At 72.2% G+C, this 24,193-nt stretch carries 19 protein-coding genes and 1 rRNA gene; 12 read left to right on the top strand and 8 right to left on the bottom strand.

All coding sequences use genetic code 11. The features are described 5' to 3' along the window. Positions 1-68 precede the first annotated feature (68 nt). Both K2F47_RS10035 and K2F47_RS10040 read left to right on the top strand, forming a co-directional pair. Positions 69-1,505 (top strand): hypothetical protein, encoded by a 1,437-nt coding sequence (locus K2F47_RS10035; protein WP_242902495.1) that lies wholly within the window; start codon positions 69-71, stop codon positions 1,503-1,505. After that, positions 1,502-2,662 carry an ARPP-2 domain-containing protein gene (locus tag K2F47_RS10040; RefSeq protein ID WP_242902496.1) on the top strand — a complete coding sequence of 387 codons (1,161 nt, stop codon included), beginning with the start codon at positions 1,502-1,504 and terminating at the stop codon, positions 2,660-2,662. The genes K2F47_RS10035 and K2F47_RS10040 overlap by 4 nt, the downstream gene beginning before the upstream one ends. Here K2F47_RS10040 and K2F47_RS10045 read toward each other — a convergent pair. Both K2F47_RS10045 and K2F47_RS10050 read right to left on the bottom strand, forming a co-directional pair. Beyond that, entirely contained in the window at positions 2,655-3,467 is an 813-nt protein-coding gene (locus K2F47_RS10045) for a PIG-L family deacetylase (RefSeq protein WP_242902497.1), read from the bottom strand. The genes K2F47_RS10040 and K2F47_RS10045 overlap by 8 nt on opposite strands. Positions 3,468-3,530: 63 nt before the next feature. Continuing rightward, positions 3,531-4,394 carry a class II glutamine amidotransferase gene (locus tag K2F47_RS10050; RefSeq protein ID WP_242902498.1) on the bottom strand — a complete coding sequence of 288 codons (864 nt, stop codon included), beginning with the start codon at positions 4,392-4,394 and terminating at the stop codon, positions 3,531-3,533. A 96-nt stretch (positions 4,395-4,490) separates the two neighbouring features. Between K2F47_RS10050 and K2F47_RS10055 the strand changes: the two genes are divergently transcribed. Further along, a complete protein-coding gene (locus K2F47_RS10055; protein WP_242902499.1) occupies positions 4,491-4,991 on the top strand; it encodes an HAD domain-containing protein in 501 nt (166 codons plus the stop codon). A gap of 30 nt (positions 4,992-5,021) precedes the next feature. Here K2F47_RS10055 and K2F47_RS10060 read toward each other — a convergent pair whose 3' ends face one another. Continuing rightward, entirely contained in the window at positions 5,022-5,660 is a 639-nt protein-coding gene (locus tag K2F47_RS10060; protein ID WP_242902500.1) for an HNH endonuclease family protein, read from the bottom strand. A gap of 185 nt (positions 5,661-5,845) precedes the next feature. Between K2F47_RS10060 and K2F47_RS10065 the strand changes: the two genes are divergently transcribed. The 3 genes from K2F47_RS10065 (at position 5,846) to gltX (ending at position 8,987) form a co-directional block, all read left to right on the top strand. Continuing rightward, positions 5,846-6,910 carry a methyltransferase gene (locus tag K2F47_RS10065; protein WP_242902501.1) on the top strand — a complete coding sequence of 355 codons (1,065 nt, stop codon included), beginning with the start codon at positions 5,846-5,848 and terminating at the stop codon, positions 6,908-6,910. Between the two features lie 14 nt (positions 6,911-6,924). Next, the gene (locus tag K2F47_RS10070; protein ID WP_242902502.1) at positions 6,925-7,503 is read left to right on the top strand and encodes a TIGR03086 family metal-binding protein; all 579 of its coding nucleotides are present in this window, start codon (positions 6,925-6,927) and stop codon (positions 7,501-7,503) included. 86 nt (positions 7,504-7,589) lie between these two features. Next, positions 7,590-8,987 carry a glutamate--tRNA ligase gene (gltX, locus tag K2F47_RS10075; protein WP_272496466.1) on the top strand — a complete coding sequence of 466 codons (1,398 nt, stop codon included), beginning with the start codon at positions 7,590-7,592 and terminating at the stop codon, positions 8,985-8,987. Here the strand turns inward: gltX and K2F47_RS10080 are convergent. From K2F47_RS10080 to K2F47_RS10090, 3 genes are all read right to left on the bottom strand, one after another. After that, positions 8,984-9,826: an urease accessory protein UreH domain-containing protein gene (locus K2F47_RS10080; protein WP_242902503.1), complete on the bottom strand. Its 843-nt coding sequence runs from the start codon at positions 9,824-9,826 to the stop codon at positions 8,984-8,986. The two genes, gltX and K2F47_RS10080, sit on opposite strands and share 4 nt — an antisense overlap. Before the next feature lie 442 nt (positions 9,827-10,268). Next, positions 10,269-10,934, bottom strand: a complete 666-nt coding sequence (locus tag K2F47_RS10085) for a response regulator (RefSeq protein ID WP_242902504.1) — start codon at positions 10,932-10,934, stop codon at positions 10,269-10,271. A gap of 83 nt (positions 10,935-11,017) precedes the next feature. Continuing rightward, complete coding sequence (locus tag K2F47_RS10090; RefSeq protein ID WP_242902505.1) at positions 11,018-15,256, bottom strand: hybrid sensor histidine kinase/response regulator; 4,239 nt, start codon at positions 15,254-15,256, stop codon at positions 11,018-11,020. 308 nt (positions 15,257-15,564) lie between these two features. On the opposite strand from K2F47_RS10090, the gene K2F47_RS10095 reads away from it, so the two are divergent. From K2F47_RS10095 to K2F47_RS10105, 3 genes are all read left to right on the top strand, one after another. Next, positions 15,565-17,817: a SpoIIE family protein phosphatase gene (locus tag K2F47_RS10095; RefSeq protein ID WP_242902506.1), complete on the top strand. Its 2,253-nt coding sequence runs from the start codon at positions 15,565-15,567 to the stop codon at positions 17,815-17,817. 43 nt (positions 17,818-17,860) lie between these two features. Then, positions 17,861-18,187, top strand: coding sequence for an STAS domain-containing protein (locus K2F47_RS10100; RefSeq protein WP_242902507.1), 327 nt, complete (start codon positions 17,861-17,863; stop codon positions 18,185-18,187). A 159-nt stretch (positions 18,188-18,346) separates the two neighbouring features. Next, positions 18,347-18,715, top strand: coding sequence for an ATP-binding protein (locus tag K2F47_RS10105; protein ID WP_242902508.1), 369 nt, complete (start codon positions 18,347-18,349; stop codon positions 18,713-18,715). 175 nt (positions 18,716-18,890) lie between these two features. Here K2F47_RS10105 and K2F47_RS10110 read toward each other — a convergent pair whose 3' ends face one another. Together K2F47_RS10110 and K2F47_RS10115 are read right to left on the bottom strand one after the other, a co-directional pair. Continuing rightward, entirely contained in the window at positions 18,891-20,234 is a 1,344-nt protein-coding gene (locus tag K2F47_RS10110) for a class II 3-deoxy-7-phosphoheptulonate synthase (RefSeq protein ID WP_372490840.1), read from the bottom strand. 136 nt (positions 20,235-20,370) lie between these two features. Then, positions 20,371-21,381, bottom strand: coding sequence for a sigma-70 family RNA polymerase sigma factor (locus K2F47_RS10115; RefSeq protein ID WP_242902510.1), 1,011 nt, complete (start codon positions 21,379-21,381; stop codon positions 20,371-20,373). A gap of 131 nt (positions 21,382-21,512) precedes the next feature. Here K2F47_RS10115 and trxA point away from each other — a divergent pair, with 131 nt between their 5' ends. From trxA to K2F47_RS10130, 3 genes are all read left to right on the top strand, one after another. Next, the gene (gene trxA, locus K2F47_RS10120; RefSeq protein ID WP_242902511.1) at positions 21,513-21,866 is read left to right on the top strand and encodes a thioredoxin; all 354 of its coding nucleotides are present in this window, start codon (positions 21,513-21,515) and stop codon (positions 21,864-21,866) included. Between the two features lie 192 nt (positions 21,867-22,058). Continuing rightward, positions 22,059-22,916, top strand: a complete 858-nt coding sequence (locus K2F47_RS10125) for a putative RNA methyltransferase (protein WP_242902512.1) — start codon at positions 22,059-22,061, stop codon at positions 22,914-22,916. Positions 22,917-23,619: 703 nt separating this feature from the next. Further along, positions 23,620-24,193 (top strand): 16S ribosomal RNA (locus K2F47_RS10130); the annotation flags it as partial.

Below are 24,193 nucleotides of genomic sequence, written 5' to 3' on the forward strand. Positions count from 1 at the left end.
GATGATTCGCCGCTCGCGCCCTCATTCCCCGGCCGGCGTCCCGACCCCCTCACCGACCGTGGGATGCCATGAGCGAGACGTTCGCGGACCTGATCGCGTGCGAGGACGCGCTGATGTTCGTCAACGCGGCGATCACCTCCACCGGGCAGCGGGAGTTCCGGCATCACGAGGGCGACCAGCGGCTCTCGCTGGACTTCCTGCACGAGTACATGCTCGCCAACTACCGGCGGCTGTACGCGGCGGTGCTCGCCCTGCGGATCAACGACCACAACGCGGCGCTGATCGTCCGGAACCTGCTCGTGCGCGCGGGCGACGTCGACGTGGAGCGCCGCCGCGCGGAGGGCCGCCTCATCGCCCGGCGCCTGGAACTGCTGCCGCAGCAGCGGGTGTACCGCCTGTTCGGCGAGCTGCGCCGACGGGGCGTCAACAACCGGCGGACCCGCGCCATCATGCGGGACTGGCTGGCCGGACGCCGCGACCCCGCGTTCGACGCGGTCAAGTACCGGGGCGGGGTCAAGGCCGCCGTGCGGCACGCGCACCTGCCGCCGGGCGACGAGCACGGCGAACTCGGCGCGTTCCTGTTCGCGCCGGGACGCGTGAAGGCTTACCGGACGCCGATCTTCGAGCTGTGGCGGCGCGCCCACTACGAGCAGGCCGCGATCTACGATCTGCCCTACACGGTCGCGGAGGGCTTCGCCGCCAAGCACGGGATCAGCCGCGAGAAGTTCCTGGAGCGCATCGAGCCGAGGATGACGCGGCTGGAGCGGCTGCGCCTCCAGGAGAACGCGCGGCAGGCCGAGGTGGACGCCGTCCAGGTGGACCTGGGCACGATGCCCCTGACCCGTCTCGCCTCGTACGTGCTGTCGCTGCCGCCGGCCGACCGCGCCGCGCGCCGCGACGAGCTGACCGGGGCCCTGCGCACCGCCGCGCGGCGGGAGGCCGGGGCGGCGCGCGGCTCGTGGGGGAGGGTCGCCGCCGTCCTGGACGACAGCTACTCCGCCACCGGGTCCGGGCACAAGCGCCGCCGCCCGCTGGCGGTCGCGCTCGCCTCGTCGTTCCTGCTGGACGCGCTCGCCGCGCGGTACACGCCGCTGTGGACGTCCGGCCGCACCGACGAGCTGATGCTGCGTCCCTTCGGCCCGACGCCGCTCGGCACCCGGATACTCGACGCGCTCGACACCGCCCCCGACCGCCTGATCATCATCTCCGACGGCTGGGACAACGCGCCGCCCGGGCTCGCGCGCGACGTCCTGCGGATCTGGCGCACGCGCCTGGACCCCGGCCACCGGACGGTGATCACCCACCTCAACCCGGTGTACGACGCGGACGACTTCGACGTGCGGCGGCTGGCGCCGACGGTGCCGACCGCGGGCATCCGCGACGCCGAGGACCTGTTCACGCTGACCGAGCTGGCCCGCTTCGCCGAGGGGCGGGTCGGCCTCGCCGAACTCCAGGCCCACCTCGACGACCGGGTCGCGCGGTTCCTCGGGGAGGAGGCGGCATGAGGTTCGAGGAGCACGGGCTGAGGAGCGGGCCCGCGCAGGTGTGGGGGTCCGTGCGGCTCGTCCCGCTGCTACGCGACGAGCCCGTCCCGCACCTGCGCCTGCACCGCAGGCTCCACCCGGATCCCGTCACGGCCGTCGACGTCGGCGACGGCACCGTGTACACCTCCTACGTCCCGCACGCCTACGTCGCGACGTGGGCCGCGGACGGCGAGGACCAGGCCGCCTCGTACGGGACGCGCCTGTTCGGCCGCCACGGCGATGGTGACTGCGAGCCCGCGCCGCCGCGCATGCCCGTCCGTCCCCTGCGGCGGATGGCGCGGCGGACGGCCCGCGACCGGCTGCGCTTCCTGCCGCTGCACCTCGCCGTCGAGGGCTACCTGGCGCTCCACTTCGGCGGCCCGGAGATCGCGTGGGAGGAGTGGTCGCGGCGGGCGGTCACGCGGGGCCTGTCGCCGCGCTGCGAGGAGGCCTACCTCGGGCTGGAGGTGCGCGGCCTGGACGACGCCCTGCGCGTCTTCGAGATCCACCCCGGCCAGTGCGGCGTCGTGGTGTACGTCGCCGACGCCCTGGCCAGCGTGTTCGTCACCCCGCACCCGGACGACTACCGGGCCCTGCACCCGTCGCTGGTCGAGGACCTGTTCGGCGAGCTGGTCTACGTCTACGGGCTGCTGGCGGCCCCCGCGGGCGAGCTGACGGCGGGCCTCGACGGCGCCGGGATCTCCTCGTCGGCCGACCTGCGCGCCGCCGCGACGCGGGCGCGGAAGGAATGGGCCGGATTCCACGACGAGGTGATGGCCGGGGCGATCGACCACGAGGTGGAATCCGAGCCCGCCCAGTACCTGGACGGCTTCGAGCTGACCCGGTTCCTGCCCGCCTTCGACCCGCGTTCGGAGAACCACATCGGCGAGGCCATCACCGGCGAGGACGGCCGGATCGCCTACCTGAAGACGTTCCGGCTGTCGGACGGGCAGGTCAGGCGCGGCAACCTGCTCAAGCGGCTCGCGCGGCACGACTGGAACCTGGCGGCCGCCGCCGCCTCGCTGGGCATCGGCGAGGACGGCCTGGCGCTGCGCCTCGAACGCTCGGGCTTCGGCTTCCTGCTGCGCCAGGACGTCCTGGACCACTACCGGGCGCAGGCCCGGCGGAAGGTCACCTGAGGCCGGCGAACAGGTCGTCCTCGTGGTCGGGCGCCTCGACGCGCGACCACACCCGGACGAACGTCTCGGACGCGAAGACCGTGGCCTGGACCTGCTCGGGCATCCGCAGCAGGAAGATGTTCTCGCCCTGGCTGGCGTGCGCCTGGAGCGCCTTGACCTTGGCCTCGACATGCGCGGCGACGTCCACGACGCTGGTGATCAGCTCGTCGGGGGTGCCGAAGTCCTCGGGCGGCTCGAAGTCGATCTCGATGCCGGCCTCCTTGACGAACTCGAGCATCCGCTTGATGCCGGAGCGGGGCATGGCCGTGTAGTAGAACTTGCTCGGCACGCCGGACCGCTCCGCCGCCGCGACCGTGATGCGGTGCGCCTGGATGTGGTCGGGGTGCCCGTAGCCGCCGTCCTCGTCGTAGGTGACGACGACCTGGGGCCGGTACCGCTCCATCAGCTCGGCCAGGCGCCCGGCGGACTCCTCCACCGGAACGTTCGCGAACGCCTCCGGGTCGTCGTTGGTGTCCCATCCGACCATCCCCGAGTCGCGGTACCCGAGCAGCTCCACCTCGTCGATGCGCAGGTGCGCCGCCGACTCGCGCAGCTCGTCGAGGCGCCGCCGCGCCACCGCGGCGGCGTCGTGGCCGGGGTCGCCGGGCTTGGCGCCCCCGGTGTCGTCGCCCTGCTCGCCGTTGGTGCAGGTGACCAGGACGGTGCGGATGCCCTCCGCGGCGCAGCGCGCCAGCAGCCCGCCGGTCCCGAGGACCTCGTCGTCGGGGTGGGCGTGCACCGCCATCAGTGTGAGTTCGTGCTCCATCGCTCCGGGACTCCTCGGGCCGCTCGTCCAGCCGTCCACTCTACGTGGTCCGGGTGGGGACGCTCAGGTCTGCGACGAGGACTCGGTCTCGGACAGGTCCGCCACGGTGAGCGGGTGCGCGGGCGCCTCGAACGGGAAGTGCGAGGTCGCGGTGAGGCCGTCCACGACGAGCAGCTCGCCGGGGGCGAGGGCCCGCCAGCCGGGATCCTCGTCCAGCCGCTCGCTGGCGAGGACGCACGCGGGCGTCGACTCCCGGTGCGCGGCCAGCTCCATCCCGCCCTGCTCGCGGCCCGAGTCCAGGCGGCGGGCGGCGCCCGGCTCGCCGGGTCCGGCCAGCTCCGGCGTCAGCACCCAGAGGGAGTGGGTGCCGGGGTAGCGCAGCGCCCACAGCCGCCGCGACTCGGCCAGCAGCAGGTTGAGCGCGAAGACCGGCAGCTCGGCGGCGATGCGCCGGACGGCCGCGACCAGCCCCGCCGTCGTGTCGCCCCGCCGCCGGATCTCCGCGGTGACGTAGGCGCAGACCAGCTCGGAGTCGGTCCGCCCCCGGACGGGTGCGCGCTCCACGTCGGTGAGCCACGACGCGAGCGTGTCCAGGCCGCGCACCACGCCGTTGTGGGCGAACAGCCGGTCGTCCATCACGAACGGGTGCGAGTTGTGGACGTCGGCCCCGCCCGTCGAGGCGTACCGGACGTGGGAGACGAACGTGTGCGACACGACGTGCCGGGCCTCGGCGTTGAAGTCGGCGTCCTCGAACGCGGCGACCGGGGCGCGGTCGCGGACGGGCTCCTCGCCCAGCGAGAACCAGCCGAGGCCCGTGCCGTCGGGCATGCGGCGGCTCTGCGAGCGGAGGCTGTCCGGCGCGTCCAGCAGCCAGAACGTGGCGTGCACCCGAGGGCCGCCGGTGGTCATCCCGAAGAGTCGGCACATGCCGGGACGATGCCCGCTCGGGCGCCGCCCATCCCTTCCGGTCCCCCGGAGCGGGGACCTTCGACGCCGGGGCCGCCGATGACGTACGGTCCCGGTATGGGGTCGCCGGTGATTCTGCTGGACGTGGACGGTGTGCTCAATCCCTTCGAGAGGCCCCACGAGGGGTACGCGCGGCACGCGTGCTCGCCGAACGGGGTCACGTTCCAGCTCTGGCTCTATCCGGGGCACGGTCCCTCCCTGCTGGAGCTGGCCGAGTCCACCGGCGCCGAACTCGTGTGGGCGACCTACTGGTGCGACAACGCCAACGAGTGGATCGCTCCGCGCGTGGGGCTGCCGAGCCTGCCGTTCGTGCCGATCCCGCGCTTCCCCGGCATCGAGGAGGGGCGGACGCTCGGCGCGTGGAAGGCCCGGCACGTCGCCGCGTGGGCGCGGGGGCGCCCGTTCGTCTGGTTCGAGGACGAGCCGGACGCCACCGCCTGCATCGCCGGCGAGCCGGACGTGGCCGACCACCTCCTCGTGGAGGTCGACCCGCTGACCGGTCTCACCGGCGAGCACCTCGACGCCGCCGCGGCCTGGCTGCGGGGCCTCGACCTCTGACCCCGCCGCGCCGGGCGCGCGGCGGCCCGGTCAGCAGGTGCCGAGCATGCCGCTCAGCGCGGTCTTCTCCGCCGAGTCGATCGTGAGGCCGTACCGGTACTTCACGTCGATCCAGGACCTGGCGTACATGCAGCGGAACGAGGACAGCGGCGGCGACCACTTCGCCGGGTCCTTGTCGCCCTTGGCCTGGTTGACGTTGTCGGTGACCGCCCACAGCTGCGAGCTGGTCAGGTCGTTGGCGAACGCCTGGCGGCGCGACGTCGTCCAGGCCGAGGCGCCCGAGCGCCACGCCTCGGCGAGCGGGACCATGTGGTCGATGTCGATGTCGGACGCCTTGGTCCAGGTGGCCCCGTCGTAGGGGCTCTTCCACGTTCCGGAGACGGCGGCGCAGGACGCGTCGGTCTTGACGTCCGTCCCGTCCCGCTTGAGGACGACCTCGCGGGTGTTGCAGGTCCCGGACTGCGTGATCCAGTGCGGGAACTTCTCCCGGCTGTAGCCGGTGAGCGAGCCCTCAGCCTCGACCGTGAGCCCCGCCAGGTGCTGGGACGCCTCACTGGCCCCCGGCGGGGGTGGCGGTGCGGCGAGTGCGGCGGACGCGAACGGTGCCGCCAGCGAGGCGGCCGCGGTGAGAGCGGAGATGGTGACGGCGGTGATTCCCGTGATTTTCACGGATAACTCCGTTTCGATCGGGAGCAGATACCGCCAGTCTTAAATAGTTAGATAAACCAGAAATGTCTATTTGGTTAGCGGACATCACGATCAGGTCACGACATTCCTTTGGAGCGGGTGACATTCGTCCAAGACGGTCCGCGGGAGGACCACCTAGCGTCGGCGGCGGTGAGAGGAGCAGACCGATGACGAGATCACCGCTGATGGACCTGGCCTTCGGCTACATGCCGGCGCAGATCGTCCACGTGACCGCCGAGCTGGGGCTGGCCGACGCCCTGGCGCCCGGCCCGCTGTCGAGCGCGCAGCTGGCGAAGGAGACGGGTGCCCACGCGCCGTCGCTGCTGCGCCTGCTGCGGGCGCTGACCTGCCTCGGCGTCGTCGAGCAGCGCGGGCCCGACCTGTTCGCGCTGACCGCTGACGGGCAGGTGCTGCGCGCGGACGCGCCGGACTCGATCCGCTCGCTGGTCCTGCTGTTCTGCGGGCCGGACGTGTGGCGGACCTGGGGCGACATGGCCGAGACGCTGCGCACCGGCGAGTACGCGTGGCATCGCATGACCGGTATGACGCCATTTGAGTATTTTGCCGCAGACGAGGAATTCTCGGCGATATTCAACCGGGCGATGGCCGAGCACACCCGCGCCGTCGCGCCCGGCCTCGTCGCCGCGCACGACTTCGCCCGCTACGGGACGGTCGCCGACCTCGGCGGCGGCGACGGCTCGCTGCTCGCCGCGATCCTGCGGTCCGCCCCCGGGCTGCGCGGCGTCCTGTACGACCTGCCCGCCGGGCTGGAGGCGTCCGCCGGGCCGCTCGCGGACGTCGCGGACCGCTGCGAGGTCGTGCCCGGCGACTTCTTCGAGTCCGTGCCGGAGGGCGCCGACGCCTACGTCCTCAAGAGCGTCCTGCACGACTGGGACGACGAGAAGGCCGCCGCGATCCTGCGGAGGGTCCGCGCCTCCATGCGGCCGGACGCACGGCTCCTCATCTTGGAGCAGGTCGTCCCGGAGGTGGTCGACGCGGATTCTCGGGGCACGGTGATGAACGACATCAACATGCTCGTCTCGACGGGCGGGCGCGAGCGGACAGATAGGGGAGTGGCGCGCTCTCCTCGCCTCCGCGGGGTTCGCGATGGCCGAGGAGACCGGGCCGATCCCGCCGTCCAACTACCACGTCATCGAGGGGGAGTCCGAGGCGTAGCCGCGTATCGGAGACAGGGCGCGGCGCGGGCCCCTAGGCTTAGTTCGAACATATGAGCGAAGGAGGGTCCATGAGCGTCCGGGAACAGATGCTGCCCGCCGCCGAGGCCGCGGCGCGGATTCTGCGGGAGATCCCCGCGGACCGGCTGGACGACCCGTCCCCCTGCCCCGGCTGGAGCGTGCGCGACGTGGTCAACCACATCATCCTGTGGAACGGGCGGGGCGAGTCGGCCGCGCGCCGCCTGCCCCCGGCCGGGCCGGGGGAGGAGCACGACTTCACCGCCGAGCCCGGCTGGACCGACCGGTTCGCCGAGCAGGCGCGCAGGACCGCCGAGGCGTGGGGCGACCCGGCGGTGTGGGAGGGCAGGACCAGCCTCAGCGGCGCCGTCGAGGGCATGCCCGCGCCGTTCGTCGGCGGGCTCCTGTGCAGCGAACTCGTCCTGCACGGCTGGGACGTCGCCGTCGCCACCGGCCTCGACCCGGGGTTCGCGCCCGAGACCGTCCAGGCCGAGTGGGACTACCTGGTCACGACGGTGGAGCTCGGCCGCGAGTACAAGGTGTTCGGGGAGGAGGTGCCCGTCCCCGGCGACGCGCCGCTGCTCGACCGCGTCGTCGGGCTCTCGGGCCGCGACCCCCGCTGGACGCCCTGAGCCGCGCCGCGCCCGCGCCGCGCCGACGAGGCGGTGAGCGCGCGGGGCCGGACGCGAGCGGGCCCCGCGCGCTCTACCCTTGAGGCATGTCTTCGACCTCTTCGATCCGCGTACGCTTCGCTCCGTCCCCGACCGGCATGTTCCATGTCGGCGGCGCCCGCTCGGCGCTGTTCAACTGGGTGATGGCCGTGCAGTCCGGCGGGACGCTCGTGCTGCGGATCGAGGACACCGACGCCTCGCGCAACAGCCCCGAGTGGACCGAGGGCATCATCCGCGCGCTGGCCTGGCTCGGCATCGACGGCGAGCAGTACGAGGGGCCCTACTTCCAGTCCGCCAACGCCGACCGGCACGCCGAGGCCGTCCAGACGCTGAAGGACCGGGGCCGCGCCTACTACTGCGACTGCTCCCGCGAGGCCGTGGTCGCCCGCACCGGCGACCAGCACAAGGGCTACGACGGATTCTGCCGCGACCGCGGCCTGGAGCCGGGCCCCGGCCGCGCCCTGCGCTTCCGCACGCCCGACGACGGCCAGACCACCGTCGTCGACCTGCTGCGCGGCAAGCCCGTCTTCGAGAACGCCGTCCTGGAGGACTTCGTCATCGCCCGCGCCGACGGGTCGGTGACCTTCCTGCTGGCCAACGTCGTCGACGACATGAGCCAGCACATCACCCACGTCGTGCGCGCCGAGGAGCACCTGTCGAACGCGCCCAAGCAGCAGCTGCTGTGGGAGGCGCTCGGCGCCGAGCCGCCGGTCTGGGCGCACCTGCCGGTGGTCGTGAACGAGAAGCGGCAGAAGCTGTCCAAGCGCCGCGACAAGGTCGCCCTGGAGGACTACCGCGCCGAGGGCTACCTCGCCGAGGCGATGCGCAACTACCTGATGCTGCTCGGCTGGGCGCCGTCGGGCGACCGCGAGATCGTCCCGTGGGACGTGGTGGTCGAGGAGTTCCGCGTCGAGGACGTCAACACCTCGCCCGCGTTCTTCGACGTCAAGAAGCTCCGCGCGATCAACGGCGAGTACATCCGCGCGCTGCCCGCCGAGAAGTTCGCCGCCGAGTGCCTGCCGTTCCTCCAGGACGCCCCCTTCGCCGTGGACGTGTCCGTCTTCGCCGAGCTGGCCCCGCTGGCCCAGACCCGGGTGGCGCTGCTGTCGGAGATCGTCCCGATGATCGACTTCGCGTTCCTGGACGAGCCGCCCGCCGACGAGCAGTCCTGGAACAAGGCCATGAAGGAGCCCGCCGCGCAGATCCTCGCCGCCGCCGAGGAGGCCTACCGCGACGCGCCCTGGAACGCCGAGGAGCTGAAGACCCGGCTGGAGGCGATCGGCGCCGAGCACGGCCTCAAGCTCGGCAAGACGCAGGCGCCCGTCCGCGTCGCCGTCACCGGGCGCACCGTCGGCCTGCCGCTGTTCGAGTCCCTGGAGGTCCTCGGCCGCGACCGCACGCTCGCCCGCATCGCCGCCGCGCGCGCCCGCCTCGCCGCCGGCTAACGGAACGTGATCGCCCCGGGGTAGTGGCCGGACGCGCACACGAAGCGCATCCGGCCCGCCCCCGGGACGCCCAGGTCGATCCGGGTCTCGCCGCGCTCGGGGAGGATCACGTCCGCGCCGCGCTGCGGGATCGTGAACGCCCGCGTGTGCCCGCGGGCGCCGTCGGTCCGCAGCACGAGCACGGTGTGCACGCCCGCCTGCGCGGTGAGGCGCGCGGGCCGGTACCCCCGGTCGAGCGCCCACACGGTCACGAACTGCGTGCCGGAGGGGTCGGTCCGGACGAACCGCGCCGAGTCGGCCGCCGTCGCCGTCCCGCCCCCATCGGGCAGCCAGCCGCCGAGCCGCAGGCCCGACAGCAGCGTCCACCCGGCGACGGCGAGGAGCACGGCGGCCGGCAGGACGGCGACCCGGCCCCGCAGCACCGCGAGCACCCGTCCGACCGTGACCCCGACCGCGCCGAACAGCGGCGCGGTGCCGAGCACGAACCCGCCCAGCACCGCCGCGCCGCCCGCGGCCGACCGGGACGTGACCGCCAGCAGCTCGGCCGACAACGTCAACCCGCACGGCACGAGCACGGTGGCCGCGCCCAGCCCGGCGGCCCGCCGCCACCCCCCGCCGCGCGACGCCTGCGGTGCCCGGCAGTGCCGGTCACGGCGCAGGAGGCGCCGGACGGGGCGGAAGCCCAGCAGGTCGAGCGCGAACAGGACCAGGGACAGCGCCGCCACCGCCAACAGGACGCCCCGCACCCGTGGACCCGGCTGCACGGCGCCGCCCGCCAGCCCCAGCGCCGCCCCGAGCAGCACGTGCGCCCCGAGCTTCGCGGCCAGAAACACCCCCACCACCCGCACGTCGGCACGGGTGCCGGAACCGCTATCGGAACGAACCCCCGAACGGGTGTCGGCACGGGCCCCAGAACGGGTGTCGGCCTGCGCGTCGGCACCGGGGCTGGAACGCGCGTCGACACGGCCCTCGGAACGGGTGGAGGCCCACGTGTCGGCGCGGTTGTCGGAACGAGGCTTGGAACGCGCCTCCGAAGGGGACTCGGCGGCAGAGGACGCACGGTTACCCGTGGAGGGTTCGCTATGGGGGACGCCGGTGACCGCGCCTGTGAGGAGGCCGAGTTGCACGGCGGCGCAGGTCGTTCCTCCGGCGAGCAAGCCAGTTCCGGCGCCGGTGAAGAAGAGCGCGGTGACGTCCATGGGCCTCACCCCCGGAGCAGGACCGTCCCCGCGCGGCGGCACCGCGAAGCGTGACCGGATCGGCAGCTTCCGGTTGCTCCGGCTAGCCCTCCACGTCGCCTTCGAGAGAGGCCCGCAGGGCGGCCAGGCGGCGGTCGAGCTCGTCGAATTCGCCGCGCAGCGCCGCCGGCACCTGCTTGCCGAGGCTCTCCGCCTGCTCCCGCACCGCCGCGAGGGTCTCCGCCGCGTCCCGCACCGGGCCGTCCTCGTGCGGGCCCCGCTCATGCGGGGAGTCGCCGGGGCGCACCTGGAGCAGCGCCGACTGCTCGCGCAGGAGCGCGGCCTGCTCGCGCAGCAGCGCCGTCTGGTCGCGCAGCTGCTTGTTCTTGTTGTGCAGCTCCACGAACACCGACACCTTCGCCCGCAGCACCCACGGGTCGAACGGCTTGGAGATGAAGTCGACCGCGCCCGCCGCGTACCCGCGGAAGGCGTAGTCGGGGTCGCTGTTCACGGCGGTGAGGAAGATGATCGGCAGGTCGCGGGTCTTCTTGCGGCGCTTGATGTCGCGGGCCGTCTCGAACCCGTCCATCCCCGGCATGACGACGTCCAGGAGGATGACGGCGTACTCGTCGGTGAGCAGCGCCTTCAGCGCCTCCTCGCCCGACCGCGCCCGGACCAGATCCTGATCGAGCGAGCTGAGGATGGCCTCCAGCGCGATGAGGTTCTCCTCGCGGTCGTCCACGAGCAGGATCTTCGCCTTGTCGTCCACGCGTCGTCTCTCTCCGCTTCCGGTCAGGCCCGCCGCTCGGGCAGGCGGGCACCCCAGGGCGACCCTACCCACCGCGCCGCACGTCAGCGGACGATGGAGGGTTGCAGCCAGTTCCGCATGACGTCAAGCAGATGATCGACGTCGACCGGCTTCGGCACGTAGTCCGAGGCGCCCGAGTCCAGGCTCTTCTCCCGGTCCCCCTTCATCACCTTCGCGGTGATCACGATGATCGGCAGCTCGGCGAACTGCGGCATCTCCCGGATCGCCGCCGTGGTCGCGTAACCGTCCAGACCGGGCATCATCACGTCCATCAGCACGATCGCGACGTCGGGGTTGCGGTGCAGCACGTCGATGCCGGCCTGCCCGTCCTCGGCGTACAGCACCTCCATCCCGTACCCCTCCAGGACGCTGGTCAGCGCGAACACGTTGCGGACGTCGTCGTCGACGATCAGCACCTTGCGGCCCGACAGCACCGTGTCGAGGAAGTCGGCGGGCGGCCCCTCCATCAGCCCGCTCAGCGGGGGCTCGCCCTCGCCGGGCCGGTCGCCGCCCCGGGACCGCCGGTCGCCGCCCATGCCGTTCTCGTGCCCGACGGCCGCCCCGGCGGCGCCCGCCCCGTCGCCGCCGCCCGCGACCAGCCCGGGCACCACGTCGGACGCGGCGCCCGCCTCGTCCGGCGCCGCCGTGCGGCGCCGCCCGTCGGGCTCGCTGTAGTGCGCCGGCAGGTACAGGGAGAACACGCTGCCGCGCCCCGGCTCGCTCTCGGCGTGGATCTCCCCGCCCAGCAGCCGCGCGATGTTCCGGCTGATCGACAGGCCGAGGCCGGTGCCGCCGTAGCGGCGGCTCGTCGTCCCGTCGCCCTGCTGGAACGGCTCGAAGATCTCCTGGAGCTTGTCGGCGCTGACCCCGATCCCGGTGTCGATCACCCGGAAGGCCATCACGTCGGGGGTGTTCCACAGCGCGGGCAGCGTGAAGTCGATGTCCCCGGCCCGCTCGATCAGCAGCCGCACCTCGCCCTCGGCGGTGAACTTCACCGCGTTGGACAGCAGGTTGCGCAGCACCTGCTGGAGCCGCTGCTCGTCGGTGTTCAGGATCGGCGGGACGTCGGCGGCGACCTCCACCCCGAAGTGCAGGCCCTTGTCGACCGACAGCGGCCGGAACGTCGCCTCCACGTAGTCGACCAGCGCCGACACCGACAGCCGCTGCGGGTGGACCTCCATCTTGCCCGCCTCGACCTTCGCCAGGTCCAGGATGTCGTTGATCAGCTCCAGCAGGTCGGTGCCGGAGTCGTGGATGGTCTGCGCGAACTCCACCTGCTTGTCGGTGAGGTTGCCGCCCTGGTTCTCCGACAGCAGCTTGGCCAGCACGAGCAGGCTGTTCAGCGGCGTCCGCAGCTCGTGCGACATGTTCGCCAGGAACTCCGACTTGTACCGCGAGGAGATCGCGAGCTGCTCGGCGCGCTCCTCCAGCGTCCGCCTGGCCTGCTCGATCTGGAAGTTCTGGATCTCGATCGCGCGGTTCTGCTGGGCCAGCAGCGCCGCCTTCTCCTCCAGTTCGGTGTTGGAGTGGCGAAGCTCACCCTGTTGCCGCTGGAGCTCGTCCGAGCGCTCCTGGAGCTCCTGCGCGAGCCGCTGCGACTCGCCGAGCAGCGCCTCGGTGCGGGTGTTGGCGCGGATCGCGTTCAGCGTGACCCCGATCGTCTCGATCAGCTGGCTGAAGAACGCCAGGTGGACGTCGGTGAACCGGCCGAAGGAGGCCAGCTCGATCGCGCCGAGCACCGCGTCCTCGAACACGATCGGCAACACGATGATGTTGACCGGGGACGCCTCGCCGAGCCCCGAGCCGATCTTGACGTAGTCGGCGGGGGCGTCGGCGATCAGCAGCGTCCGGCGCTCCTGCGCCGCCTGCCCGACCAGGCCCTCGCCCAGCGCGAACCGGACGGCGCCCGACCGGCTCCGCCGCGTCCCGTACCCGGCGATCAGCACCAGCTCGGTCTCCTCGCCGGTGTTCTCGGCGAGGTAGAAAGCGCCGTACTGGGCGCTCGCGGTCGGGGTCAGCTCCCGCATGATCAGCTCGGCGACCTGGAGCAGGTCGCGGTGGCCCTGCATGAGGCCGCCGATCCGCGCCAGGTTGGTCTTGAGCCAGTCCTGCTCCTCGTTGGCGCGGGTCGTCTCGCGCAGCGTCGCGACCATCAGGTTCACGTTGTCCGAGAGCTCGGCGACCTCGCCGCGCGCCTCGACCGTGATCGTCCGGGTCAGGTCGCCGGTGGCGACCGCGCTCGCCACCTCGCCGATCGCGCGGACCTGCGTGGTCAGGTTCCCGGCCAGCTCGTTGACGCTCTCGGTCAGCCGCTTCCAGGTGCCCGACACGCCCTCGACCTCGGCCTGCCCGCCGAGCCGTCCCTCGCTGCCGACCTCGCGCGCCACGCGGGTGACCTCCGAGGCGAACGACGACAGCGTGTCGACCATCTTGTTCAGCGTCGTCTTCAGCTCCAGGATCTCGCCCTGGGCGTTCACGTCGATGCGGCGGGTCAGGTCGCCGTGCGCGACCGCCGTCGCGACCTGCGCGATGTTGCGCACCTGGTAGGTCAGGTTGGACGCCATGCCGTTGACGTTGTCGGTCAGGTCCTTCCACATGCCGCCCGCGCCGGGCACGATCGCCTGGCCGCCGAGCCGCCCCTCTGTGCCGACCTCGCGGGCGACGCGGCTGACCTCGTCCGCGAACGCCGACAGCGTGTCGACCATCGTGTTGAGGGTGTCCTTGAGTTGCAGGATCTCGCCCTGCGCGTCCACCTCGATCTTGCGGGTCAGATCGCCCTGCGCCACCGCCGTCGTGACCGTCGCGATGCCGCGGACCTGCGTGGTCAGGTTGTTGGCCATCGAGTTCACGTTGTTGGTGAGGTCCTTCCAGACCCCGCTCACCCCGGCCACCCGCGCCTGCCCGCCGAGCCGTCCCTCGGTGCCGACCTCCCGCGCCACCCGCGTGACCTCGTCGGCGAATCCCGACAGCGTGTCCACCATCGTGTTCACGGTGTCCTTGAGCTGGAGGATCTCCCCCTGCGCGTCCACCGTGATCTTCTTGGTCAGGTCGCCCTGCGCCACCGCCGTGGTCACCTGCGCGATGTTGCGGACCTGGTAGGTCAGGTTGGACGCCATCCCGTTGACGTTGTTGGTCAGGTCCTTCCAGACGCCGCTGCCGCCGGGCACGCGCGCCTGGCCGCCGAGCCGCCCTTCGGTGCCGACCTCGCGGGCGACGCGGGTGACCTCGTCGGCGAACGCGGACAGCGTGTCCACCATCTGGTTCACGGTCAGCTTGAGCTGGAGGATCTCGCCCTGCGCGTCGACCGTGATCTTCTTGCCCAGGTCGCCCTCCGCCACCGCCGTCGTGACCTGGGCGATGTTGCGGACCTGGTAGGTCAGGTTGTTCGCCATCGCGTTGACGTTGTCGGTGAGGTTCTTCCACACACCGCTGACGCCCCGCACGTTCGCCTGCCCGCCGAGCTGCCCCTCCGTGCCGACCTCGCGGGCGACGCGGGTGACCTCGTCGGCGAACGCCGACAGCTGGTCGACCATCGTGTTCACGGTGAGCTTGAGCTCCTGGAGCTCGCCCGACGCCTCGACGGTGACCTTGCGGGTCAGGTCGCCCTTGGCGACCGCCGTGGTGACCTCCGCGATGTCGCGGACCTGCGCGGTCAGCCGGCTCGCCATCGCGTTCACCGACGCCGTCACGTCCCGCCAGCGGCCCGTCATCCCGCGCGAGGGGGCCTGCCCCCCGAGCCGGCCCTCGGTGCCGACCTCCCGCGCGAACTGGGTGACCTCCCAGGTGAACTGGTCGAGCAGCTCGACCATCCCGTTCACCGACTTCGCCATGCGCAGCAGCTCGCCGCGCATCGGACGGCCCCGGACCCGCAGCTCCACCCGCTGCGACAGGTCGCCCTTGGCGACGGCCTCCACCACCTGGTGCATTCCGGTGGCGAGCTCGGTCAGCTTCCCGATGATCGCGTTGGAGTCCTCGACGGCCGCCGCCCACGCGCCCTTCAGCGTCCCGGGCGTCAGCCGGCCGTGCAGGTGCCCCTCCCGGCCGATCTCGTGCCGGACGCGACTCAGCCCCGCCGTCAGCTGCTGCCCGTTCTGCCGGATCTCCTCCAGGATGCCCGCGGCCTCCGCCACGGCGCCCTCTCCCGGCGCGTCCAGCTCCCGAGCGATCTTCCCGTCGCGGACGGCGGCGAGCGCCCTCAGCAGCGGTTCGAGGTCGGCGTCGCTGTAACGCGGGGTCGTGTCGCGAGACCCGCCGGGGCGGGCACGGGACGCGGTACGCGGCATGCTCTTCATCCTCCTGGCCCGCGATCGTCGTGTACCCGGATACCACGGATTCCTTCAGCGGGCCGCATCTGTACTCTACGTCCCCGAGCAGCCTGGAGCCGGTTCCGCGCGGGCCCGGGTAAAGGTACGGTAACGGTCGGGGATTCGGGGCCGTAGTCTTCGTGTTACGGTCTGTCGTGTTGTGCGGGGGCCGGTCGTCCGAGGTCACGAGCGTGTCGCGGCCCAGATCACGGCTCTCCTGGCCGGGCGGTCGACCAGTCTGTCACGATAGCCACGCCCGGTAGAGACGCATCGAACGAGGGACGACATTGGATCGGCAGACGGCGTCGGCCACCTTCCCGTCCGCCGCCGCGGCGGTGGCGGACGCGCGCCGCTTCGTCCGGAAGGTGCTCGCCGACTGGGGCATGCAGGAGGTCGCCGACGACGCGATCCTCGCGACCAGCGAACTGGCGACCAACGCGATCGCCTACGCCGGGACGTCCTTCGAGGTGACCTGCCGCCTGGAGGACGGCGAGATCAAGGTCGAGGTCCGCGACCGGCACCCCACGCGCGGTATCGAGATGCCGGGCGTCACCGCCTCCAGCGGACGCGGCCTGCCCTCGATCGCGCGGCTCGCCTCGTCCTGGGGCGTCTCCTACGACCGCCGCACCAAGGGCGTCTGGTTCACCCTGCCGCGTCCGGGCGCCGCCAACGGCGCGGGGCCCGCGCGCCCGCTCGGCGGCGAGGACCTCGACCAGGTCGACGGCGACGAGAGCGGAACCCCGACCCGCGAGGCCGCCGCCGTCCGCGACACCCACCCGGTGCTGGACCAGGGCGGCGCGACCGGCGGCCCCTCCTCTCCGGGGCGCGAGCCCCGGCTGAGCGGCGACGGCGTCGGCGAGATGCCCGCCGCGGGCGACCGGCTGCTCCGCTCGCCCGCCGCCGTCGAGGCGCTGGAGGACGGCGTCGCCACCGTCCGGGAGGTCCTGGCGGCCGAGGGCGCCGCCGTGCTGCTCACCGAGCGCGACGGACGGCTGATCATGGGCGCGTCCGCCGGCACCGCCGCCGAGATCCCGCTCGGCGAGCTGTCGGTGCCCGCGCTTGGCCCAGCCGCCCGCGCCGGATCGCCCTGGGTGGCAACCGACGCCTCCGACCCCACCGCGGCCGCCCTGCGGGCCAGGTCGCTGGCCGCCGCGCCGCTGGAGTCGGGAGGCCGCCTCACCGGCCTCGTCGTCGCCGTCTCCGCGGTCTCGGGACGGTTCGGGGAGGCCGACGGCGCCCGGCTCGGACGGCTCGCCGACGAGATGTCGCTGTCGCTGGAGAAGGCCAGGGTCGGCGAACTGGAACGGTCCTGGCGCGGCTGGCTCAGCTTCGTCGCCGAGGCCAGCGACCTGCTCGCCGGCACCCTCGACCAGGAGCGGACGATGGCACTGGTCGCCCAGCTCGTCGTCCCGCGCCTGGCGACCTGGTGCGCGGTCTACAACACCGACGGCTCCGAGCCCGCCAAGCTCGCCTACGTCTGGCACGCCGACGAGAACCGCGCCGACGGCCTGCGCGAGCTGCTCGACCACGCCGGCGCCACCCCGCCGGTCGACGTCTCCTCGCCCTGGAGCGGCCTCGCCACCGCCCCCGAGGAGGTCCGCGCCGCCGCCGGCGACACCGCCGACGACCAGGTCTACGCCTTCCCGCTCGTCGCCCGGGGCCGCCGCATCGGCACGATCGTCATCGGCCGCCCCTCCGGCGACCGGTTCCCCCGCAGCGCGATCGAACTGGCCGAGGAGCTCAGCCGCCGCGCCGCCCTCGCCGTCGACAACGCCCGCCTGTTCTCCGCCCAGACCGCCATGAGCAGCGCCCTCCAGCGCAGCCTCCTGCCGCCCGGCATCCCCGAGATCCCCGGCCTGGAGGTCGCCGTCGTCTACGAGCCGGCGGGGGAGGGCAGCGAGGTCGGCGGCGACTTCTACGACGTGTTCGCGAGCGGGTCGCGCCCGGGCGGGCCCGCCTCCCGGTGGCGCTTCGCCATCGGCGACGTCTGCGGGACCGGCCCCGAGGCCGCGGCCGTCACCGGCCTCGCCCGGCACGCGCTGCGCATCCTCGCCGCCGAGGACATGTCCGTCCCCGCCGTCCTCGCCCGCCTCAACCGGCTGATCCTCGGCGAGGGCGAGCGCGGGCGGCTGCTCACGCTGCTGCACGGCGAGATCACCGCCCGGCGCCGCCGCGACGGGGTGACGATCAGGCTGTCCAGTGCGGGCCACCCGCCGCCGCTCGTCCTCGACCCGGACGGCGGCGTCCGCGAGGTCGCCACGCCGCAGCCGCTGCTCGGGGTGTTCGACGGCGTGGACTTCCACACCGACACCGTCGAGCTGCGCCGCGGCGAGGTCCTGCTGTGCGTCACCGACGGCGTCACCGAGCGGCGCTCGGGCAGCCGCCTGCTCGGCGACGGCCACGGGCTGGAACGGCTGCTGGCCGGGTGCACGGGCCTGAGCGCGGGCGCGGTCGCCGCCCGGATCCAGCGAGCGGTACGCGACTTCGGACCCGAGCCGTCGAACGACGACGTTGCCCTCATCGTTCTGCGGGCGTCATGATGGAGACCAACAATCGGTAAGGTGGGGTGGCGTGGGGCTTGCCTTGCACACGACACGACAGGACGGCCGCGCGACGATCGCCGCGCGCGGCTCCATAGACCTGCATTCCTCCGACGAGCTGCGGTCGCGACTGACCGAACTCGTCGACGCGGGGGAGCGGGTGGTCGTCGTCGATCTCACGGCGGTCGACTTCTGCGACTCCTCGGGGCTGAACGTCCTCGTCCGCGCCTACAAGCACGCGCGCGCGCAGAACGCCACGCTCACCGTCACCGGCGCCTACGGCCGGGTGGAGAACGTCCTGCGGACCACCGGCCTCGACCGGTTCCTCATCGCCGGCCGGGCGGAGGAGACTCCGGCCGATGGGCGGTGACGGGCACCCGGACGGGCACTGGGGCGGGCACTCCGGCGGGGGCTCGGGCGTTCACAAGGGCACAGGCGCCCGCGGACCCTCCCGTGGGCGGCGGCCAGGCGGTGACCGGAAGGGGCGGGACACGATGAAGAACGGCGAGCGGGCGGAGTGACCGACCCGATGACCGAGACCACCCTGCGCGCCGCGCCCCAGACCGAGGCGGTCGAGTACGCGCGCCGACTCGCCGCCCGCACCATGCGCACCTGGGCCCTGATGGACCGCGAGGAGCTCGTCACCGCGATCGTCGCCGAACTCGTCGCCAACGCCGTCCGGCACGCGGGCACGGCGCTGGAACTGCGGCTGCTGCGCGGTACCGCCCGGGTCCGCGTCGAGGTCCGCGACCGCGCCGCGCAGTTGCCCCGGCTGACCGTCCCCGGCCCCCTGGACGAGTCGCACCGCGGCCTGTTCATCGTCGACCGCTTCGCGACCTCCTGGGGCGCCGACCCCGTGACCGGCGGCAAGGTCGTCTGGGCCGAAGTCAACATCTGACCGCTGTCCGGTATCGGCCCCGGCGTCCGAAACCGGGCCGGTGCGGCCCGGCGGCCGGGCGTTGGGCCGCGCGACCACACCGCACGGATGACGCGACCGCGTAGCAAGGGAAGGCCCCGCGCACCGGGTGGATGCGCGGGGCCCTCGGTGATGTCGTGTGACGTCCGAGCGGTGATCAGGCCGACTTGCGGTACAGCTCCGCGACCATGAACGCCAGGTCCAGCGACTGGCCGCGGTTGAGGCGCGGGTCGCAGGCGGTCTCGTACCGCTGGTGGAGGTCGTCCTCGACCAGCCCCTGCCCGCCGCCCACGCACTCGGTGACGTCGTCGCCGGTGAACTCGATGTGGATGCCGCCCGGGTGCGTCCCGAGGGAGCGGTGGACCTCGAAGAACCCGGCCACCTCGTCCAGCACGTCGTCCAGCCGCCGGGTCTTGTGCCCGCTCGGCGCCTCGAAGGTGTTGCCGTGCATCGGGTCGCAGATCCACGCGACCGGCGCGCCGCTCTGGTGCACCTTCTCGATCAGCGCCGGCAGCGCGTCCCGGACCTTGCCCGCGCCCATGCGGGTGATGAACGTCAGCCGCCCCGGCTCGCCCTCGGGGTTGAGCCGGTCGATCAACGCGAGCGCGTCGTCGGCGGACGTCGTCGGGCCCAGCTTCACCCCGATCGGGTTGCGGATGTGCCGCAGGAACTCCACGTGCGCCCCGTCCAGCTGCCGGGTGCGCTCGCCGATCCACAGGAAGTGCGCCGACACGTCGTAGGGGAGGCCGCTGAGGTGGTCCACGCGGGTCAGCGCCCGCTCGTACTCCAGCAGCAGCGCCTCGTGGCTGGAGTAGAACTCCACGCCGTGGAACTCGTCGGGGTTCACCCCGCACGCCTTCATGAACGTCAGCGCCCGGTCGATCTCGCCCGCGACCCGCTCGTAGCGGCGGCCCGCCGGGCTCTGCGCCACGAAGTCCTGGTTCCAGGCGTGCACCTGCCGCAGGTCGGCGTAGCCGCCCTTGGTGAACGCCCGGCACAGGTTCAGCGTCACCGCCGAGCAGTGGTAGGCCTTGAGCAGCCGGTGCGGGTCGTTGCGCCGGGACTCGGAATCGAACGCCAGACCGTTCACCGCGTCGCCCCGGTAGGCGGGCAGCTCCACGCCGCCGCGCACCTCGACGGGCTTGGAGCGCGGTTTCGCGTACTGCCCCGCCATCCGTCCGATCTTCACGACCGGCACGCTGGCGGCGTAGGTGAGCACGACCGCCATCTGGAGCAGGGTCTTCAGCTTGTTCTTCACCGCGTCGGCGTTCGAGCCGTCGAACGTCTCCGCGCAGTCGCCGCCTTGAAGGACGAACGCCTCGCCGCGCGCCACGTCCGCGAGCTGGCTCTTGAGCTGGTCGCACTCACCGGCGAAGACGAGCGGGGGCTGGGCGGCGAGCTCGGCGGCGACCGCGCGCACCTCGTCCGGATCGTCCCACTCGGGCTGCTGGTGGGCGGGGAGGCCGCGCCAGGCGTCGAGGTCTGCGGGGCCGCTGGAGATACTCACCCGAAAAGGCTATGGCACGCCGCGCGCCATGGCACCAGGAGCCGGGCCGAAACCGGCCGGAAGGCCCCGGCGCAAAGGCGGGCCGGGGGCCGCGAGGCACGCGGCCCCGGCCATCGAACCGCCGACGACCTCAGGCGGCCTGGCTCCGGGCACCGGCCCGGACCGGCTCGTCCGGGGCGGACGGCGTGCCCGCGAGCGCCCGGCGCCCGGTCAGCTCCGCCTCGCCCGCCAGCTGGCGGAGGCGCCGCAGCGAACGGTCGGTGATCTGCCGGACGCGGTTGTGGCTCAGCCCGTAACGGGCGCCGATCTGCGCGTACGACAGCGGCTGGCCGCTGTCCATCCCGAAACGGGCGCGCAGGATCGCCGACTCGCGCTCGGGCAGGCGCTCCAGCAGCCGGGCCAGGCCCTCGATGTCGTCCAGCGCGAGGATCTCCGCCTCCGGCGTGACCGCGTCGGGGTCCTCCAGCAGGTCGCCCATCGGCGTCTCGCCCGCGTCGTCGACGGTCGCGTCGAGGCTCGCCGGGTCGCGCCGCCAGCGCAACAGCTCGTCGACGTGCTCCGCGTCCGCGCCCAGCGACACCGCGAGCTCCTCGCGGGTCGGCTCGCGGCCGAGGTCGCGGCCGAGCTGCCGCTCCGCGCGGCGCAGCCGGGACAACTCCTCCTCCACGTGGACGGGCAGCCGGATCGTGCGGGCCGTGTGACTCAGCCCACGCCCGATCGCCTGCCTGATCCACCACGTCGCGTACGTGGAGAACTTGAAGCCGCGGCGGTAGTCGAACTTCTCCACCGCGCGCATCAGCCCCAGGTTCCCCTCCTGGATGAGGTCGATGAGGGGCAACGAGTCGGTCGGGTACTTGCGGGCGATCGAGACCACGAGCCGGAGGTTCGCCTCGACGAAGCGCTGCTTGGCGCGCAGCCCCGCCGCGGTGAGCTCCTCCAGCTCCTCGCGGGTCGCGCCCTCGGGCACGGTTCCCTCGTCGAGGAGTTGCTCGGCGTACAGGCCCCCTTCGATCGCCTTCGCCAGATCGACCTCCTCCTGCGCGTCGAGCAGGGGGGTGCGGCCGATCCGGTCGAGGTACGCTCCGACAAGGTCCTTGTCGGGCACGTCGACCCTGTCGCCCTTGGTACGGGTTGCAGCCATCCTGACCCTTCTCCGGTGCGATCTCCCTATGGGGACAACGCTAATTACCGCTCTGTGATTCCCGAGTGGGGAATACTGCGGGGCTGTTAGCCGCTCTACCGTCCTGATACCCGGACTGAGGAGAAACCGACATGACGACCGTCACGCTCACCACCGCGAACTTCGACGAGGTGGCGCAAGGGGACGGCATCGTCCTGGTCGACTTCTGGGCGGACTGGTGCGGGCCATGCAAGCGGTTCGCGCCGGTGTTCGAGAAGTCGGCGGCCAAGCACGAGGACATCGTCTTCGCCAAGGTCGACACCGAGGCCGAGCCGGCGCTGTCCGAGCGGTTCGGCATCAGCTCGATCCCGACCCTGATGGCCATCCGCGACGGCGTGATCGTCTTCGCCGAGGCGGGCGCGCTGCCCGAGCCGGTCCTGGAGAACGTGATCGAGCAGGTCCGCGGCCTCGACATGGAGGACGTCCGGCGCCGCGTGGAGTCCTGACCCCTCGGGCCCTGTCCCTGACGCCCTTCGTATGAGCGCTGGCCGGTTCCGGTCGGCGCCTTCGCGGGGGTCTGCGCATCACGCGCCGGGATCTGCCGTGCGCGCGGCGGGTTGCGGGTGTGGGACGCCCAGTCGTCCGCCGGGCGGCACGATGGCAAAGATGCGGGCCACCCCGCCCGTTCCGCGCGGTCCATGGACGATGATGGACGGATGCTCGCCGATGTCGTCCAATACCTGGTGTGCCCCGTGTGCGGAGCGGACCTCGCGATGGCGGACCGCGGACTGCGCTGCCCGACCGGGCACGCCTTCGACATCGCGCGGCAGGGCTACGCGAACCTCCTGCCCGGCAACGCCCGCCCCGGGACGGCGGACACCCCCGAGATGGTCCGCGCCCGTGACGAGTTCCTCACCGCCGGGCACTTCACCGCCCCCGCCGAGCGCCTCGCCAGAAGCGTCGCCCGGAGCCTGGACGGCGCGTCCCTCGTCCTGGACGCCGGCGCCGGGACGGGCCACTACCTCGGCCGCGTTCTGGACCGGTCCCCGCACGCGCTCGGCCTCGCCCTGGACATCTCCAAGCACGCCGCCCGCCGCGCCGCCAGAGCACACCAGCGCGCCGGAGCCGTCGTCGCCGACCTGTGGCGCCCGCTTCCCGTGCGGGACGGCGCGGCCGGAACCGTCCTGAACGTCTTCGCGCCGCGCAACGCCGCCGAGTTCCACCGAGTCCTGCACGAGGACGGGCTGCTGTTCACCGTCACCCCGTCGTCGGCCCACCTCGGCCCCCTGGTCGCGGCGCTCGGCCTGGTCACGATCGACGAACGCAAGACCGAACGCACCGACGCGGCGCTCGCCGGGTACTTCAAGTTGGACACCCGGCAGAACATCGAGACCGAGGCGGTCCTGTCACACCGGGAGGTCGCCACGCTCGTCGCCATGGGACCGAGCGCGCACCACGTCCCGGCGGAAGATCTGTGGCCGAGGCTGGAACGGCTACCGGACCCGGTACCGGTGCCGCTGTCGTTCGTCATCTCGATCTACCGGCGGCTTGAGTAGTCGCCAGGGGACTGTGACGGGCGCCACGTCGCAGGGGAAGTCCGAGGTCAGCAGCACTGACAGGGCCCGTCGCCGGGGCGTGGGAAGAATATGCGGCCGATCCTGGTTTGACGGTCCTGGCGGGTGACCCTAATGTTCCACCTGCCCCGAGGGGATGCAGGACGCCGAGAGGCGGTCGGCCCCAGGGGAACCAGGCTTGAGGAAAACGGTTCGAGCATCGCTCGGGCTGAGGTACGATGGTCTGGTTGGCCCGGAACGGGATGCAGGACGCCGCAAGGTGGCCGGCCCGATGGGCACTCTCACTCGAAGCGATACAACAGGTCCCTGATCTGTTGTCGTCCGTGCGAGTGAATCCAGACGATCCTCTGCCTGTCTAAAAGATCTTCATCGGTCTACTTGACAGCGGTGGCGAGCCTGGTAAGTTAGAGAGGTTGCCCCGGAGCGGGGCTCGCGGAAGCGGGTTCGGCGCGGTGGGTGTCCGTTTCTTGAGAACTCAACAGCGTGTTAAAAGCCAGTGCCTTTATCGGCCCGGCCGTGATTCGGTCGGGTCGCCCCGCAGCTCTGAACTTCCTTTTCGGAGGGTGGTTGAGGGCTGGGGATTTCTTTGAGGCAATATGCCAGCTCTGTTTGGGGTTGGTGTTTGCTGGGATTTTCTTCTGAGGTTTGGCTGCCTGGGGTTCGCCCCCTGGGTGGTCGTGTGGCCTTGATGGAGAGTTTGATCCTGGCTCAGGACGAACGCTGGCGGCGTGCTTAACACATGCAAGTCGAGCGGAAAGGCCCCTTCGGGGGTACTCGAGCGGCGAACGGGTGAGTAACACGTGAGCAACCTGCCCCTGACTTTGGGATAAGCCTGGGAAACTGGGTCTAATACCGGATACGACCACGTCACGCATGTGGTGTGGTGGAAAGTTTTTCGGTTGGGGATGGGCTCGCGGCCTATCAGCTTGTTGGTGGGGTGATGGCCTACCAAGGCGACGACGGGTAACCGGCCTGAGAGGGCGACCGGTCACACTGGGACTGAGACACGGCCCAGACTCCTACGGGAGGCAGCAGTGGGGAATATTGCGCAATGGGCGGAAGCCTGACGCAGCGACGCCGCGTGAGGGATGACGGCCTTCGGGTTGTAAACCTCTTTCAGCAGGGACGAAGCGCAAGTGACGGTACCTGCAGAAGAAGCGCCGGCTAACTACGTGCCAGCAGCCGCGGTAATACGTAGGGCGCAAGCGTTGTCCGGAATTATTGGGCGTAAAGAGCTCGTAGGTGGTTTGTCGCGTCTG

Source organism: Actinomadura terrae (assembly GCF_022751215.1).
In the GTDB taxonomy this organism is placed as follows: Bacteria; Actinomycetota; Actinomycetes; order Streptosporangiales; family Streptosporangiaceae; genus Spirillospora; species Spirillospora terrae.